The sequence below is a fragment of the Massilia agri genome (assembly GCF_024753255.1).
Lineage (GTDB): Bacteria > Pseudomonadota > Gammaproteobacteria > Burkholderiales > Burkholderiaceae_D > Telluria > Telluria agri.
Genome location: NZ_JANUHA010000005.1, coordinates 211,563 through 227,225, shown reverse-complemented (window position 1 = coordinate 227,225; position 15,663 = coordinate 211,563). Strand labels below are relative to the sequence as shown.

General features: G+C 66.7%; 14 protein-coding genes. 7 read left to right on the top strand and 7 right to left on the bottom strand.

Annotated elements, in window-relative coordinates:
- The first annotated feature begins 17 nt into the window (after positions 1–17).
- Positions 18–488: a tRNA (uridine(34)/cytosine(34)/5-carboxymethylaminomethyluridine(34)-2'-O)-methyltransferase TrmL gene (gene trmL, locus NX780_RS09705; RefSeq protein ID WP_258827661.1), complete on the top strand. Its 471-nt coding sequence runs from the start codon at positions 18–20 to the stop codon at positions 486–488.
- Here trmL and NX780_RS09700 read toward each other — a convergent pair.
- Positions 485–1,654, bottom strand: a complete 1,170-nt coding sequence (locus tag NX780_RS09700) for an SGNH/GDSL hydrolase family protein (protein ID WP_258827660.1) — start codon at positions 1,652–1,654, stop codon at positions 485–487. The two genes, trmL and NX780_RS09700, sit on opposite strands and share 4 nt — an antisense overlap.
- 242 nt (positions 1,655–1,896) lie before the next feature.
- Here NX780_RS09700 and NX780_RS09695 point away from each other — a divergent pair, with 242 nt between their 5' ends.
- Positions 1,897–2,439: a PEP-CTERM sorting domain-containing protein gene (locus tag NX780_RS09695; RefSeq protein ID WP_258827659.1), complete on the top strand. Its 543-nt coding sequence runs from the start codon at positions 1,897–1,899 to the stop codon at positions 2,437–2,439.
- Between the two features lie 153 nt (positions 2,440–2,592).
- On the opposite strand, the gene NX780_RS09690 is transcribed toward NX780_RS09695, so the two are convergent.
- The 5 genes from NX780_RS09690 to NX780_RS09670 all read right to left on the bottom strand — a co-directional run bounded on the left by NX780_RS09690 (position 2,593) and on the right by NX780_RS09670 (position 7,983).
- The gene (locus NX780_RS09690) at positions 2,593–2,997 is read right to left on the bottom strand and encodes a YgiW/YdeI family stress tolerance OB fold protein (protein ID WP_258827658.1); all 405 of its coding nucleotides are present in this window, start codon (positions 2,995–2,997) and stop codon (positions 2,593–2,595) included.
- 241 nt (positions 2,998–3,238) lie between these two features.
- Positions 3,239–3,682, bottom strand: coding sequence for a hypothetical protein (locus NX780_RS09685; protein WP_258827657.1), 444 nt, complete (start codon positions 3,680–3,682; stop codon positions 3,239–3,241).
- 18 nt (positions 3,683–3,700) lie between these two features.
- Complete coding sequence (locus NX780_RS09680) at positions 3,701–5,104, bottom strand: ATP-binding protein (RefSeq protein ID WP_258827656.1); 1,404 nt, start codon at positions 5,102–5,104, stop codon at positions 3,701–3,703.
- Positions 5,094–5,759 (bottom strand): response regulator, encoded by a 666-nt coding sequence (locus NX780_RS09675; RefSeq protein ID WP_258827655.1) that lies wholly within the window; start codon positions 5,757–5,759, stop codon positions 5,094–5,096. The genes NX780_RS09680 and NX780_RS09675 overlap by 11 nt, the downstream gene beginning before the upstream one ends.
- Before the next feature lie 67 nt (positions 5,760–5,826).
- On the bottom strand, positions 5,827–7,983 hold the full coding sequence (locus NX780_RS09670) for a TonB-dependent receptor plug domain-containing protein (RefSeq protein ID WP_258827654.1): 2,157 nt from the start codon (positions 7,981–7,983) through the stop codon (positions 5,827–5,829).
- 147 nt (positions 7,984–8,130) lie between these two features.
- On the opposite strand from NX780_RS09670, the gene NX780_RS09665 reads away from it, so the two are divergent.
- Complete coding sequence (locus NX780_RS09665; RefSeq protein ID WP_370663594.1) at positions 8,131–9,519, top strand: TrkH family potassium uptake protein; 1,389 nt, start codon at positions 8,131–8,133, stop codon at positions 9,517–9,519.
- Positions 9,509–10,210, top strand: a complete 702-nt coding sequence (locus NX780_RS09660; protein ID WP_258827653.1) for a potassium channel family protein — start codon at positions 9,509–9,511, stop codon at positions 10,208–10,210. The genes NX780_RS09665 and NX780_RS09660 overlap by 11 nt, the downstream gene beginning before the upstream one ends.
- A gap of 9 nt (positions 10,211–10,219) precedes the next feature.
- Here the strand turns inward: NX780_RS09660 and NX780_RS09655 are convergent, their stop codons facing one another.
- Positions 10,220–11,611 (bottom strand): DUF389 domain-containing protein, encoded by a 1,392-nt coding sequence (locus tag NX780_RS09655; RefSeq protein ID WP_258827652.1) that lies wholly within the window; start codon positions 11,609–11,611, stop codon positions 10,220–10,222.
- A gap of 249 nt (positions 11,612–11,860) precedes the next feature.
- Between NX780_RS09655 and NX780_RS09650 the strand changes: the two genes are divergently transcribed.
- The 3 genes from NX780_RS09650 to NX780_RS09640 all read left to right on the top strand — a co-directional run bounded on the left by NX780_RS09650 (position 11,861) and on the right by NX780_RS09640 (position 15,574).
- Positions 11,861–12,946 (top strand): mechanosensitive ion channel family protein, encoded by a 1,086-nt coding sequence (locus NX780_RS09650; RefSeq protein ID WP_258827651.1) that lies wholly within the window; start codon positions 11,861–11,863, stop codon positions 12,944–12,946.
- Positions 12,947–13,056: 110 nt separating this feature from the next.
- Complete coding sequence (locus NX780_RS09645; protein ID WP_258827650.1) at positions 13,057–14,427, top strand: DUF1800 domain-containing protein; 1,371 nt, start codon at positions 13,057–13,059, stop codon at positions 14,425–14,427.
- Positions 14,428–14,431: 4 nt separating this feature from the next.
- Complete coding sequence (locus tag NX780_RS09640) at positions 14,432–15,574, top strand: DUF1501 domain-containing protein (RefSeq protein WP_258827649.1); 1,143 nt, start codon at positions 14,432–14,434, stop codon at positions 15,572–15,574.
- Positions 15,575–15,663 lie beyond the last annotated feature (89 nt).

Sequence of the window (15,663 nt, the reverse complement as noted above, 5' to 3'; positions counted from 1 at the left end):
GCTGATAGGAGAAAGCTTTGTTTCACGTCGTCCTGGTCGAACCGGAAATCCCGCCGAATACCGGCAACGTCATCCGCCTGTGCGCCAACACCGGAGTGCAACTGCACCTGATCGAGCCGCTCGGCTTTCCGCTCGACGACGCCAAGATGCGCCGCGCCGGCCTGGATTACCACGACTATGCGACCATGAAGGTGCACAAGAACTGGGAAGCATTTTTGCAGGATGCAAAACCGGATCCGGCGCGCATGTTCGCCCTGACCACGCACGGCTCCGCGCCGTTTGCGAACGCGGCATTCCAGCCGGGCGACGTGTTCGTGTTCGGCGCCGAATCGCGCGGCCTCGACCCGGCCCTGCGCGAAACCTTCCCGCCGAGCCAGCGCATCCGCCTGCCGATGCGGCCGGACAACCGCAGCCTCAATCTCTCCAACACCGTCGCCGTGGTCGTCTACGAAGCCTGGCGCCAGAACGGCTACGCCGGCGGGCTCTAATCCGCCGCCTTGAACACGCCGGCGGCGAAGACCTTGTCGTAAAAGCGTTCGCCGATCAGGCGGTGCGCCTGCGCGTCCGGATGCAATTCGTCGGGCAAGGGCAGGCGCGCGTTATCCTCGGGACCATACAGTTCCCTGCCGTCCAAATAATGAATGGCGGCGTCAAGCTGCGCCCGTTCCCCCACGATCTCCTTCAATTGCTCGCGAATGACGGCCAAGGTCAGCTTGCCCTGCCGGACTTCGGCATCGCTGGCCGTCGTGCGGAAGCGCAGCTGCCCGCGGCTCAATGCCTTGCCATCGACCATCGTCGGCCCCGGCGTGGTTTCATGGATGGGACAGAAGATCGGCGACATCACGAGCAGGGGCGTGTCCGGATGGCCTTCCCGGATCGTATCGAGGAAGCCGTGCATGGCCGGCCCGAAGGCGCGCAGGCGCATCAGGTCCAGGTTGACCAGGTTGATGCCGATCTTGACGCTGATCAGGTCGGCCTCCAGGTCGCGGATCGTGCGCGCCGTGAACGGATCCAACAGGGCGCTGCCACCGAAACCGAGGTTGAGCAGGTCGACCCCGGCCTGGCCGGCCGCCACCGCCGGCCAGATCCCGGTGGGGTGGATGGCGTTCGAGCCCTGGCTGATCGAACTGCCGTGGTGCAGCCAGCGGCGCCTGCCCGCCCGCGCCAGGGGCAGGAGGGGCGCATCCGCATGCAGCGCCACCAATTCGGTGGTCTCGTCGTGCGGCAGCCAGATCTCGACTGTCTTTTCTCCCGGAGGCAGGTCGGCGAAACGGAGGGTGTGCGGCGCGCCGGCCGCCAGGGTGCTGGCGCCGCTCACCATGTCGATGTTCAGCACCTTGCCGCCCGGCGCGCTGGCCTGCTGCACCAGGCGGCCGTCGACCAGCAGGTCATACACCCCGTCCGGACGCGGCGGCATGTCGCGGTAGTTGCGCTTGGTCGGCAAGGTCACCAGCTCGACGCTACGCGCCGTGGTCTGGAAGGCCAGGCGTACGCCGGAAGGCTGCGATTGCACCATCGCCAGCTGCGCGTCCCGGCACTGCGCGCGCGCCCAGGCAGGCAGGCGGTGCGGCAGGATGCCTTCCTCGCGCTGCTCGATCTCGACGGCGCCGTGGATCAGGTCCGGCGGGATGGGTGAAACAGAGAACATGGGCATGAACATCGTCCTTGGGTTGCAAGCGCAGGCGGGGCCAGGACGCTTTCGGGTCGGGCGATTCTTCCCAAGACCATGTGCTTTGTCAATCGCCCTGCCTTTCCAAACGGCAATGTGACATTGTGTTGCGCGCCGAAGACACAATGAAGAAATGTGCGCTGGGGCACACGCAAGTCTGCAGGCACAGGAGTACGCTGCTCATGTAACACATTGATCGGCGCCCTGTCTTTGCTCGAGGTAAGCACATGAAAAAGTTTCTTTCCACCGGCGCCCTGCTGCTCTGCTGCACCGCTGCCCATGCAGACCCCATCTCCTGGGGATTTTCCTTCAACGGCTTCTACGACAGCGTATCGAACAGCTTCCTGCCCGATGAGGTCATCGCGGGCTCCTTCAAGGGAAATGATCTGGACGGCGACGGCCTGCTGGAAAAGGATGAACTGCTGTCCCTCGTTGTCGGCGAGCTCGACTACATTGCCTGCGCGCCGACCAGCAACGCCTATTATTTCTGCGGCGCGACCGGCTTTTCCTTTTCGCCCGACAGCGGCCTGCACTTCAGCGTCGGGAGCTATGGCAGCGACCCGGAAGGCTGGGTCGGTGGCGGCCGCCTGATCACGACCGGCGACCAGCATTACGCCTATGAGTTCAATCCGTCCATGACGACCGAGCGGCACCTGTACTGGACCAGCGACACGACCCTGACCATGATGTCGCAGGCGCCGGAGCCGCACACCTGGCTGATGCTGGCGGCGGGGCTGCTCGGCCTCGGTTGGCGCGCCCGCCGCTCGTAGGGTTACGTAGGGTGGTCGGCTCCGCCGACCGCGCGTTCAGCTTCCTGACGAACAGATGCGGCGCATGCTGCTCACGCACGGTTTGAACGCGCGCACGGCAGAGCCGTGCACCGGTCCACTGGACCGGTGCACCCCTACTTGTCGCGGCTGCTCTTACTTACTGACGACTTTCAGCTGCTTGACCTCGAAGGTCGACTCGCCAAAGGTCTCCTTGTCGAATTCACCGGTCAGCTCGACCACGGTATTCTGGTCGACGGTGACACCCGCCGGGAAGTGTTCGACGTCGATTTCGACAGTGATCTTGCCGCTCGCGTCGGCAAATTCGTAGTCCTCGCCGCCCTTGTGGCTGACGATCTTGCCCTGCAGGCGGGCAAACTGGTCGTCCTTGCCCTTGTCCAGCAGATCCTTCGCCTTCATCAGCGGCACGCTCGACGGGCCGGTATAACCCGCAGGAGCAGCTTTGGCCGAAGGGCCCGTGTAGCCGGTGGTCTGGCCGACGGCGAAGGCCGAAGCTGCCAGCAGGGTGGTGATGCAGGAAATCTGGAGAATGCGTTTCATGGTTTCGCTCCTGGGTGTGATGAGGTAACAGGAGCATTACACCGGGCCGACATTAATCCGATCTTAAGAGCAGCTGACAAAACCGTTCGACATACCGCCAACAAGTGAGGGAGCAGGCAAGCGAAAGGTAAGCTGATGTATGTCTGCCCGTCGTTCGTATCGGGTGCCCGGTTCACAATTGCTGAAAATTGTAGGCTGTCATAAATGCTAGATCCCCGCTCGACGCTTGATCCTTATTTGCTTAAGGCCAACGAACTATTGGCGGGAACTCATGGATGAACGATGCCTCGAATTCCCAGATTCCAGTCGAAGCGCCTCTATACCAATATGGGTCGATAGTTGACCGGGCAAGATCTGCGCTGCCCGCGATTTCCAGTAGCACCGTTAGGGGAGAGAGATATTGAAGATGGATTTCTAGACGGTTTATGAAGTGATTGACGTAAGGTCCTTCGCGCGGGTCTGCCGTATCGCAATAAATGCCTAGATTTGGTCCCTCGAAAACGTATCTCTCTGGATTCAGGCGTTGCGACGCTTTAGCGAACATGCGTGCGTTGAAGGGGTATAAATCAATGTATGCGGTCTCGCTCAACTGGATGTTGGTCGTGCCGGCATCAATTTGCACTCCAAGTACATCGCTGAACGTTTCGCCATTGATCGACAGCTTGGGCGACTTCGTGTTTTCCATATCGTAAGTTTCGGTTCTCTATTGATTCGCCTCTGGCCGACGGCGAGCTGTTAGTACGGTTCCGTGCGAAGGCGGCCAGTCGAGCGTCACGCCCAGCCCACGTCCATCCAGGCCCGGGCCGAAGGCGAGTTTCGCGCCATGCAGCTCGGCGATGCGCTTCACGATCGACAGGCCGAGCCCGCTGCCTCCCTCCTCCGTCCCTAGCACCCGGAAAAATCGTTCCGTCAGGCGCCGGCGGCTGGCCTCGTCGACGCCCGGACCATCGTCCCTCACGGCGATCCGGTCGCGCCCACCGTGGTGGACGGCCTCGACCTCCACCCGGCTGCCCGCAGGACAGTAGCGCAAGGCATTACCGACCAGGTTGCGCAACACGATGCCCAGCATCTGCGGATCGGCCTGCAGCGTCCCGATCTCGCAGCGCAGGGCCAGCGTGATGCCGCGCCGCGCCGCTTCGTCTGCGTATTCCGCCTGCAGGGTCTCGAACAGCGGCCGCAGCGCCACCTCCTGCCCGGCCAGCTGCGCACGCGCCAGCGGATCGAGGCGTGCCAGGGTGAGCAGGCTGTCGACCAGCGCCGTCAGGCGCCCGATATCGGTGCGGAGCTTCCGGAAGGGCGCGCTCAGGTCCGGATGCTGGCGCTGCAGCAGCTGCACGTGCATGTGCAGGCCCGCCAGCGGCGTGCGTAATTCGTGCGCGGCGTCGGCCGTGAAGCGGCGCTCGGCCTGCAGCGCGGCATCCAGGCGCCCCAGCACCCCGTTCAGCGCCGTGATGATCGGCAGCAGCTCGCGCGGCTGCCCCTGCGCGTCGACCCGGGCCAGGTCCTCGGGGGTCTTGGCGGCGATGGCTTGGGCGGTGCGGTGCAGTGGCGCCAGCACCCTGCCCGTCAGCCACCAGACGACGAAAGCCAGCAGCAGGAAAAAGCCCAGCACCGGCAGCCACAATGCGTCCGCCAGTTCTTCCAGGATGTCGAAGCGTTTTTCCGCGCGCTGGCCGACCTGCACCTCGAAGCGGCGCGCCTCGTCGCGCACGACGAAGACGCGCCAGCGATCGTCATCGACGAGCAGGTCGACGAAACCGTGGTCGTCGTCGAAGGCGCCGACGAAAGGACGGCCGGGCGCACCCGCCGTGCGCTGGACCACCTGGTTGCCGACCACGATCTGGTACTGCATGTCGACCCGGCGCACCTCGTCACCCTCGAGCGGGTTCTGGCGCGCCAGCAGGCCGCGCGCCTCCAAATCGGTAGTTGCCGCCATCAACATATAAGCCGACTCTTCGAGCGCATCGTCGAAGACTTCGCCCGTTTCCTGCCAGGCGATGGCCGTCAGCGTGCCGAGGCTGGCCAGCCACAGCACGGCGCTGGCGGCCAGGATGGCCCCCAGCAGGCGCCGCCGCAGCGACCAGGGCGTGCGCGCGTCAATGCTCATCGTCTTTCAGCCGGTAGCCGAGTCCGCGCACCGTCACGATGCTGTCGCTGCCGAACTTCTTGCGCAGGTTGTGGATGTAGACCTCGATGGCATTGCTCTCGACCTCCTCGCCCCAGCCGTACAGGCTTTCCTCGATCTGGGCGCGGGTGACGATGGCATTCTTGCGCTGCAGGAGGGCGAGCAGCACGTGGTACTCGCGCGCCGTCAGCGCGACAGGCTGGCCGTGCAGGCTGGCCTGGCGGGTCTCGAGGTCGAGCGCGATGCCGGCGTGGCCCAGCACATTGCTCGCCTGGCTGGCGCCGCGCCGCACGGCGGCCCGGATGCGGGCCGACATCTCCTCCAGCTCGAAGGGCTTGACCAAGTAGTCGTCGGCTCCCAGGTCCAGGCCTTCGACCCGGTCGGCCAGCGCATTGAAGGCGGTGATCAGGATGACTGGGACCATGTCGCCCCTGGCGCGCAGGTTTGACAGCAGCGCGTCGCCCGACATGCCCGGCAGGCCCCGGTCGAGCAGCACGCAGTCGTAGTGGTGGGTAGCGAGCGCCGTCTGGGCGGAGTCGCCGCGGCGCACCCAGTCCACCGCATGCTGGTCCAGGCGCAGCCAGGCCTGGATGGTTTCACCCAGGGAGGTATCGTCTTCGGCCAGCAGGATGCGCATCGGGCTTTCGTCTTGGAGTCGGCAGGCCCCAAGTGTGCCACGGATGCGGCAAAGCCGCCCTCCTCGCTCAGTTGGCCTGGAACTTCTGCTCGTACAGCAATCGCCAGCTGCGGTAGCCGGGGCTGCGGTCACTGCTTTCGCGCAGGCCGCGCGCATCCGCATACACGGAGGTCCCCGAGCGAACAGGCGCCAGCAGGTTGCTGGCCGTGAAACGCAGCATGCGCAGCGGGCTGAATTTGTAGAGGGCGTACAGCTCCAGGTCGCGCGTCGCCGTGCCGTACATGGATTGGGCGTCCGAGGTCCGCGTCCAGCCGCCCGACACGAAACCGAAGCTGGCGCCGGTCGAGAACTGGCGTCCGCTGTAGTCGGCCCCGAGGTTGGCCGACCAGCGCGGCTGGCGGTCGAGCCGGTTGCCAGGGCCGGGCACGGCGTCCACGCTGGACCAGTTGCGGCTCACGTTGGCGCGCAAGTCGAGCGGCCAGTCGCGCCCCAGTGTCTTCATGGGCAGCTTGGCTTCCAGCGCCAGGCTGCGCACCTGCGCGTCGCCCTGGTTGACCGGCGCCGAGATCCAGCGGGTGCCGTCGAAGCGCACGGTGCTGCGGATGAAGTCGCGGATCGCGCGGCTGCTGGCGCTGACCGAGACCAGGCCGCCGGTCGCGAAGTAGTGCTCCCATGCCGCATCGAGCCCGGTGGCCAGTTCCGGCCGCAGCGCCGGGTTGCCGACGATGTCGGGCGAGACCTCGGTGTTGAAGGTCTGGTAGAACAGCGTCTGCACCAGGCGCGAGAGCGGCGGCGCGCGGTAGGTGCGCGTCAGGGCCAGGCGCAGCTGGTCTCCCTTGGTCCCCGGGATTTTCCAGACCGTCTGGGCCAGCGGGCTGAAGACGCTGTAGCGCGAGCGTGCCGGGGCGAACTCCTCGCCCGTGGTGTGCATGCGCACGCCTTCCCAGCGCGCTCCCAGGTAGACCGACCAGCCAGGGCGCACGTCCCACTCGTCCTGCGCATACACGGCCAGGCGCTCGAGCGTCGTGGCGAAACCGTTGTCGAATTCGAAGGGGATCGAACCGGCCAGCGCGGCGTCGGTGCGCACATTGCGCTGGCGGTAGCGGCTGCGGCCCGCATCCCAGCCAAAGGCGAAGGCGTGATCCGTGATCAGCGGCACGGTGTATTTGCCGGTACTGGTAAAACCCTTCTCGCGGATGTGGCTGTCGTCGCGGTTGTCCAGCACCATGGACCCGCCCTGGAAACCCTGGCGCGCGAGGCTGCGTTCGCTGCGCGACGCGTGCCATCCGAGCCTGGCGTCCAGCTTCGCGCCGCCTTCGCGCTTCCTGGCCAGCGCCAGCTCGCTGCGCAAGCTGCTGCTGTCGATGAGGAACCAGGCCGGCATCAGGGGATAGGGATAGCTGGGGCCGGCCAGGGTCTCGCTGCGATTGTCCTCGGTACCCCGCGAGCGGCCGTCGTTGAAGAAGGTCTGCCAGCTGAGGCTGTCGGCGCCGCCGAGCGCCCAGGACAGGCGCGCGTTCGCGTTCACGGCGGTGAATGTCCGGTCGTAGACCGAGGTGGTCTCGCGCAGCTCGCGCAGTGCGCCGCCTGGCGCGAGCGCGGTTTCCCGTTCCATCGATGTGGAAGGAAAGGCGCCGCGCGCCAGGTTGGCGCCCACGGTATGGCTCATGCCGCCACGCTTGCCCGAATGGCCCAGGATAATGCCTCGCGAACGGTTGCCTCCTTCTCCACCACCGGCGCCGAGCTTGAGCTCCCCGGCGCTCTTCCCGACCGCCTTGCGCAGCACGATATTGATGGTGCCGGCGATCGACTGCGTGCTGAATTCGGCCGTCGCGGCGCGGATCACTTCGATGCGCTCGATCGATTCCGGCGCCAGCGCCTCCAGCGAAAACCCCGCCGGGGCGCGCTCGCCGTCGACCAGCACCTGCGTATAGCCGCTGCCCAGGCCACGCATGCGCACGGTCCCATCGACCACGGTCACGCCGGGCAGCCGCTTCATCGCGTCCAGCGCCGAGCGGTCCCCGTACTTCACCAGCTCCTCGTGGGTGACGACGCTGCGGCTGGCGGTGTCGTTGCGGCGCAGGGTGTCGGCATTGGCCTTGACCTCGACGGTGGCGGGCTTCGGTGCGGCCGGCGCTGCCGGCGAAACGGCCTCCCATGCCTGTGCCCCGGAACAGGCTGCGCTGGCGGCGAAGGCAATGAAGATCGTGGATTTACCGGACATGCGTTCCTCTTATGCATGTAGACCATATTGTCTACCATATTGCCTAGCTTCGCATGCGTTATCTTTATCCGTCAATAGCAAACATGGATTTCATATAGACTTTGACGTCTATTATGCGATCGGGGTGAGCGTGCCTGTCCCGCATCCATTGTCAAGCGTATAATTCCGACCCCGACACCATGGACTTCGAACGGTGAAACCAGGCGCATGAAGACCGTCATCCATCCCGCCCGCGCGGTCGCTCTCGCCTTCCTGCTGGCGATCGTGGCCGGCATGCTGCTCCTGATGCTGCCGGCGGCCCGCAGCGAAGGCGTGGGCGCGCCGTGGAACGTCGCGCTGTTCACCGCGGTGTCGGCGGTGTGCGTGACGGGCATGGCGATCGTCGATACCGGCACCTACTGGTCACCTTTCGGCCAGGTGGCGCTGCTGCTCCTGTTCCAGCTGGGCGGCATCGGCCTGATGACGGCGGCCACCCTGCTCGGCCTGATGGTGAACCGCTCGCCGCGGCTGCGCAGCCGCATGTTTACCCACGCCGAGAGCCGCACGCTTGGCCTCGGCGACGTCGGCAAGGTGGCCCGGGTCGTGGTGGTCGTGACCGTCACCTGCCAGTCGGCGCTGGCCCTGGTCCTGACGCTCAGGCTGCGCTTCGGCTACGGGCTCGCCTGGCCGGACGCCGCCTGGAGCGGCCTGTTCCACGGCGTGTCGGCCTTCACCAACGCCGGCTTCTCGATCCACGCGGACGGGCTGGTGCGCTATGCCGGGGATGCGCTCTTCCTGCTGCCGGTGATGCTCGCCATCGTCATCGGTGGCATCGGCTTTCCCGTGCTGCACGACCTGCGCCACCGCTACCGCGATCCCCGGCACTGGTCGCTGCATACCAAGCTGACCCTGAGCGGCACCGCGATCCTGCTGGTGGGCGGCTTTCTCGCCGTGCTGCTGTTCGAGTGGGACAACGCCCGCACGATGGGGCCGTTCTCCGTGGCGGACAAGGTCTTGAACAGCATGTTCATGTCGGTGGCCGCGCGCACCGCCGGCTTCAATACCGTCGACATCGGGGCGCTGACGCACGAAACCTGGGCGGTGCACTACTTCCTGATGTTCGTCGGCGGCGGCAGCGCCGGCACCGCCGGCGGGGTCAAGGTCGGCACCATCGCGGTGCTGGCCTTGCTCGTCATTGCCGAAGCGAAAGGACATGCCGACACCGAAGCCTTCGGGCGCCGGGTCGGCGCGCCCGCCCAGCGCCAGGCCATCACGGTGCTGGTGCTGGGCAGCCTGGTGGTCGCGGTGGCCACGGTCATCCTGCTGCGCATGACCCACCTGCCGACCAACGAGATCATTTTCGAGGTCATCGCCGCCTTCGGCAGCGCCGGCCTGTCGACCGGCATCACGCCCGACCTGCCGATGGCCGGACAGCTGCTGCTGGCCCTCCTGATGTTCATGGGCCGGGTCGGCACCATCACGCTCGCCACGTCGCTCGTGCTGGGCGAACGGCGCATGCCTTATCGTTATCCGGAGGAGCATCCAATTGTTGGGTAGGATATTTACAGAGCAGTTCGCGTTTTCCGCGAGCGACAGCGTGGTCGTGATCGGCCTGGGACGCTTCGGCGGCTCGGTGGCCCAGTCCCTGATCCGCCTCGGCCACGACGTCATGGGCATCGACCAGCGCGAGGACCTGGTGCAGTTCTGGGGCGACCGCCTGACCCATGCGGTGCAGGCCGACTCCACCAACGAGAACGTCATGCTGCAGCTCGGCGTGGCCGATTTTTCCCACGCCATCGTGGCGATCGGCTCCGACCTGTCGGCCAGCCTGATGACCCTGATGGTGCTGACCGAACTCGGGATCAAGGACATCTGGGTCAAGGCCAAGACGCCCGAGCACGGCCAGATCGCCCAGCGCATCGGCGCCCATCACGTGGTGTACCCGGAAGCCGACATGGGCGCGCGCGTGGCCCACCTGATCACCGGGCGCATGATGGATTTCATCGAGTTCGAGGACGGCTTCGCGATCGCCAAGATCCACGCGCCGGCCGATACCCACCACCAGAGCCTGGCCGAGTCGCACGTGCGCTCGCGCCACGGCGTGACAGTGGTCGGGGTGAAGCGCGCCAACGAGGATTTCCAGCACGCCCTGCCTGAAACCCGCATCCTGCCGGCCGATCTCCTGATCGTGTCCGGTCCCACGAAAAAGATCGAGGCCTTCGCCGGCGGCGGGCGCAAGCGCAAATAAGCGCCGGCGTCAGCGCCGGCGCGGCGCCGGGATCAGCACCAGCCGGGCGCCATCGTTCTTGGTGCGGGTCGTGAGCCAGGCCCGGGCGCGCTGCGCGTCGGCCGGCACCAGGGCGCGCTTGCAGGTGGCGGTCAACATCGGCGCCTCGGCCGCCGGCTTGCCTTCTTCGGCCGCCACCAGGGCCACGCCCATCAGCACCTCGGCGCAGGCCGGATACTGGGCCACGAATTCGTTGCGGATGTCGAAGGCGGTCTCGCGCCAGGCGTCGCGGCGCGCGTCGCGCTTTGCCAGCTCCTGGCGCAGCTGGGCGATGGTGGCGTCACGCTCGCGCAGTCCCTGCTGGGTGTCGCGGTAGATCTCGGCCAGGATGTCGGCCTTGAGCACGCCGACGTCGACGCGGCTGTCCTCGGCCTGGTGGACCACCAGGGTCGCGCCGGCCAGGCCGGCCTGTGGCATGCGCTTCTCGATCGCCTGGATCGCGGCCCGGGGCATGCGCGGGCCGATCAGCGTGAGCTCGATCTGGCGCCGCAGCGGTTCGAGCTGGACGTCGACCACGTGGGTGCTGGCGTCTCCGAACTCGGCGCGCACGAACTGGCGCGCCCGGTGCCCGAACACCTCGTTGTCCACCAGCTGGATCGCCAGGTAGATGCTGGGCAGGGCGGTGAGGAGCACCACCGTCCACAGGGTGCGCTTGACGCGCCGCTCGACGCCGGCGTCGACGAACTTACGGTGCGGCAGGCGCAGGAATTCGATGACGATCACGGTCGACACCGCGATGAAGACGCAGTTGATCGAGAACAGGTAGAAGGCGCCGCCGAACACCGCCCACTGGCCGTTGGCGAGGCCGTAGCCGGCCGTGCACAGCGGCGGCATCAGCGCGGTGGCGATCGCCACGCCCGGGATGACGTTCGATTTTTCGCGCCGGGTCATGCCGATGATGCCGGCCAGGCCGCCGGTCAGGGCGATCAGCACGTCCCACAGCGTTGGCGTGGTGCGCGCCAGCAGTTCAGACTGGGCTTCGTCCAGCGGCGTGAGGAGGAAATACAGGGTCGAGGTCACCAGGCTGATCGCAGCCGCGATGCCGAGGTTCAGCAGCGAACGCCGGATCAGCGCAAAGTCGTAGATGCCGATGCCGTAGCCGATCCCCGTGATCGGTCCCATCAGCGGCGAAATCAGCATGGCCCCGATGATCACGGCCGGCGAATTGATGTTCAGGCCGATCGAGGCGACCAGGATGGCGAACATCAGGATCCAGGGCGTGGCCCCGCGCAGTTCGACACCGGAGCGCAGGCTGGCGTCGATGACGTCGTCGTCGGCCTTGTCGTGCAGCAGGCTGAAGCGCTGGGCAAGGGTCATGGGCGCCTCGGACTGGGGCGCGAAGGTCTTGTCGAATTCACTCATCTTGGTACTCGCGGGAAGCGAAGGGCGGGACGGCCGGGCCGTGGACAGCCGGCATCATAGCAGCCGCTCGCTACGCCATCGTCTGCTTTCTGAAGATATTCCCCAGAAGAATGTTAATTTGTTCAAATATATTATTCCCGTTACACTATTTCCTTCCCCCGACGTGGCGCTGCCGCGACATTGCTCCGGCGCGCTGCCCCTGCGCCGTCTGTGGCAGCCTGTGCCGAACGCTCCGACAGAAAGGAACACATGCAATACACACTCTGGAATAACGATCTGTTGGCCTGGTCGATCGCGGCCGGCATCGCCATCGCCACCTGCATCCTGCTATACGCCGTCAGGAAGGTGCTGGTGCGGCGCATCAGCGCCTTCGCCGCGCATACCGCGACCTGGCTGGACGACCTGGCCGGCCGCGTGCTCGCGGCCACCCACCCGCTGTTCATGCTGGCAATCGGCATCTATGCCGGCTCGCACTGGCTGGCGCTGCCCGCCAAGACCGTCGCCCTGCTGCCGCACCTCGCCGTCACCGCGCTGCTGCTGCAGATGGCGCGCTGGGGCGACGTCGCGGTGCACGGTTGGCTGCACCATTACCGTATCCGGCGCGGCGAGCAGGACGCGGCCAGCACCACGTCCACCGCGGCGCTGGGCTTCGTGACGCGCGTGCTGTTGTGGACCGTGATTGCCCTGATGATCCTCGATAATTTCGGCGTCAACATCACGACCCTGGTGGCCAGCCTCGGGATCGGCGGCATCGCCGTTGCCCTGGCCATGCAAAACATCCTGGGCGACCTGTTCTCGTCGCTCTCGATCGTGCTCGACAAACCCTTCGTGGTAGGCGACTTCATCACCGTCGACGATTTCTCCGGCACGGTCGAATACGTGGGCCTGAAGACCACCCGCATCCGCGGCCTCGGCGGCGAGCAGATCGTGTTCTCCAACAGCGACCTGCTGCAAAGCCGTATCCGCAACTACAAGCGCATGCAGACCCGCCGCATCGTGTTCGGCATCGGCGTGGTCTACGAGATCAGCAAGCAGCAGCTGCTGGCGATTCCCGGCATCCTGCGCGAAGCGGTGGAAGCACAGCCCCAGGTGAAATTCGACCGCGCCCACTTCAAGTCCTACGGCGCCTCCTCGCTCGACTTCGAAGTCGTCTACATCGTGCAGACGCCAGACTTCGGCGTCTATATGGACGTGCAGCAGGCCATCAACGTGGCGCTGTTCGAACGCTTCGAGCAGGAAGGCATCGGTTTCGCCTATCCGACCCAGACCGTGCGCCTGGCCGACTCCGAGCTTCGGATCGCGCGCGCCGCGGCGCCGGAGAATGCGCCAGGCTGAGGACATCGCCTGGCGATGAATTGCTTGACAAGCCCGGGAGGACCGGATCATCCTCGCTCCCAATGCGAGAAAATGCTGGAACTTTCCGGCGCCCTCGAGGGAATACAAGCATGAGCAAGGAATCCATCGCCCTCAACCGCTTCGGCCTCGGCGCACGGCCGGACGAGGCGCTGCCGGACGATCCGCAACGCTGGCTCCTGTCCCAGCTCGATCGCTACGAGGCCTTGCCCGCTCCCTGGCAAACGCAACCCCGCACCGGGACCCTGGCGCGCGAATGGGCCATCCAGCAGCGCACCCTGCGCGCGGCGCCCGACGTCGAGCGCCAGGCCATGCGCGAAGCCTTCCAGCGCCAGGGCCGCGACACCTACCAGGCGGCAGTTGGCGCACGCGCGACCGGCGCCCTGCAAAGCGGCACGCCCTTCATGGAACGGCTGGTGCACTTCTGGGCGAATCACTTCGCGGTGTCGGCCGAGAAGCAGCAGGTGATCCTCATGGCCGGCGCGTACGAGCTTGAAGCCATCCGGCCCCATGTGACGGGCCGCTTCGAGGACATGCTCCTGGCCGCGGTGCGCCATCCGGCGATGCTCCATTACCTCGACCAGACCGGTTCCGTCGGCCCCGACAGCCAGCTCGGGCGCCGCTCCGCCAAGCGGCGCGGCAAGCAGCAAGGCCTCAACGAGAACCTGGCGCGCGAGATCCTCGAACTGCATACGCTGGGCGTACGCAGCGGATATACCCAGGCCGATGTGACCGAATTCGCGCGCGCCCTCACCGGCTGGACGGTGAGCGACGAAGGCGCCGCGGACGGCACGGCGCCGGGCAATCCTTTCCGGTTCCGTCCCGACGCCCACGAATCCGGCAAGCGCCTGGTATTAGGCCGCAGCTACCCGGAAGGCGGCGAGGAGCAGGCACGCGCCATCCTGCGCGACGTGGCCGCGGCGCCCGCCACCGCGCACCACATCGCCCTCAAGCTGGCGCGCCACTTCGTGGCGGACGATCCGCCGCCCTCCCTGGTCGCGCGCCTGGCCGACACCTTCCAGAAAAGCGGCGGCGAGCTGTCCGCCGTCTACCGCACCCTGGTGCTGTCGCCCGAAGCCTGGACGCAAGGGAGCGGCAAGTTCAAGTCGCCCTGGGACTGGTCGATCTCGAGCATGCGCGCCTTCGGGCGCCGCGAGATGCCGGGCAAGCAGGCGAACAATCTGATGAACGGGCTCGGCCAGCCGGTGTGGAAGCCGGGCTCCCCGGCCGGCTACGGCGATACGGCCGGGGCCTGGGCGGCGCCGGACGCGCTGGTGCGGCGGGTCGAAACGGCGCAGCGCCTGGCCGCGCAGGCGGGCGGCGCGCGCGATGCACGCCGGCTCGCGCCCCAGGTCCTGCCCGGCGCCCTTGGCGACATGACGAAGCGGGCCATCGCCAACGCCGAGAGCCCGGCCACCGCGCTGGCCCTGCTGCTGGCCTGCCCCGAATTCCTGAGGAGGTAGATCGATGACGAGCCGACGACACTTCCTGGCCGGCGCTTGCGCCCTGCTCGCCGCCCCGCGCATCACCTTCGCGCAGGCGCCGACCAGCCGCCGCTTCATCTTCATCCTCCAGCGCGGCGCGGCCGACGGCCTGAACACGGTGATTCCCTACGCCGATCCGGCCTACGCGGCCCTGCGCGGCGAGCTCGCCATCGGCCCCGACGCGACCAGCAAGCTCGATGGCACCTTCGCCCTCCACCCCTCGCTGGCCGAACTGAAAAGCCTCTACGACGCCGGCCAGGCCACCTTCTTCCACGCGGTGGCTTCGCCCTACCGCGAGCGCTCGCACTTCGACGGCCAGAACGTGCTGGAGACCGGCGGCAAGGCGCCATATGCGCTGAAGGACGGCTGGATGAACCGCCTGCTGGCATCCCTGTCGCGCCGCGGCCGCGAAGGCATCGCCTTCTCGCCCACGGTGCCGATGGCGATGCGCGGCGCGCTCGAAGTCAGCTCCTACGCGCCCTCCAGCCTGCCGCATGCCAACGAGGACCTGATGCTGCGCATCGAGCAGCTATACGGGCAGGACCCGCAGCTGCATGCGCTCTGGTCGGCAGCCCGGGAAGCGCGCGCCATGGCTGGCGGCCTCGATGCGCAGGCGCGCCAGAATCCTCAGGAGACCGGCCGCATGGCCGCCAGCTTCCTCGCGCGCGCCGACGGCCCGCGCATCGCGATGATCGAAACGAATGGCTGGGACACGCACAGCGGACAGAACGGACGCCTCGCCAACCAGCTGCGCAACCTGGACAGCATGGTCGCCGGCCTGCGCCAGGGAATGGGGCCGGCCTGGGACCAGACCGTGATCCTGGTCGCGACCGAATTCGGGCGTACCGCCGCGGCTAACGGCACCGGCGGGACCGATCACGGAACCGGGGCGGCGGCCATGCTGCTGGGCGGCGCCGTGAAAGGGGGACGGGTGGTAGCGGACTGGCCGGGGCTGGGACCATCCGACCTGCTGGAAGGGCGCGACCTGCGGCCGACGCTGGGGCTGGATTCGCTGATCGTGCAGGCTTGCGCGGAAGCGTTCAAGGCCGATCCGGGACGCATGGCAAAGGTACTGTTCCCGGATTCGAAGCCCGGCAAGCCGCTCGATCGACTGTTGCAGTCGTAGGGTGGGCAATCCTTTGCCCACGCGTTCAACAAGAGAACGCTTCCCCACAGTGCATCCGTGAGTTGAACGCGTGGGCGGAGGACCGCCCA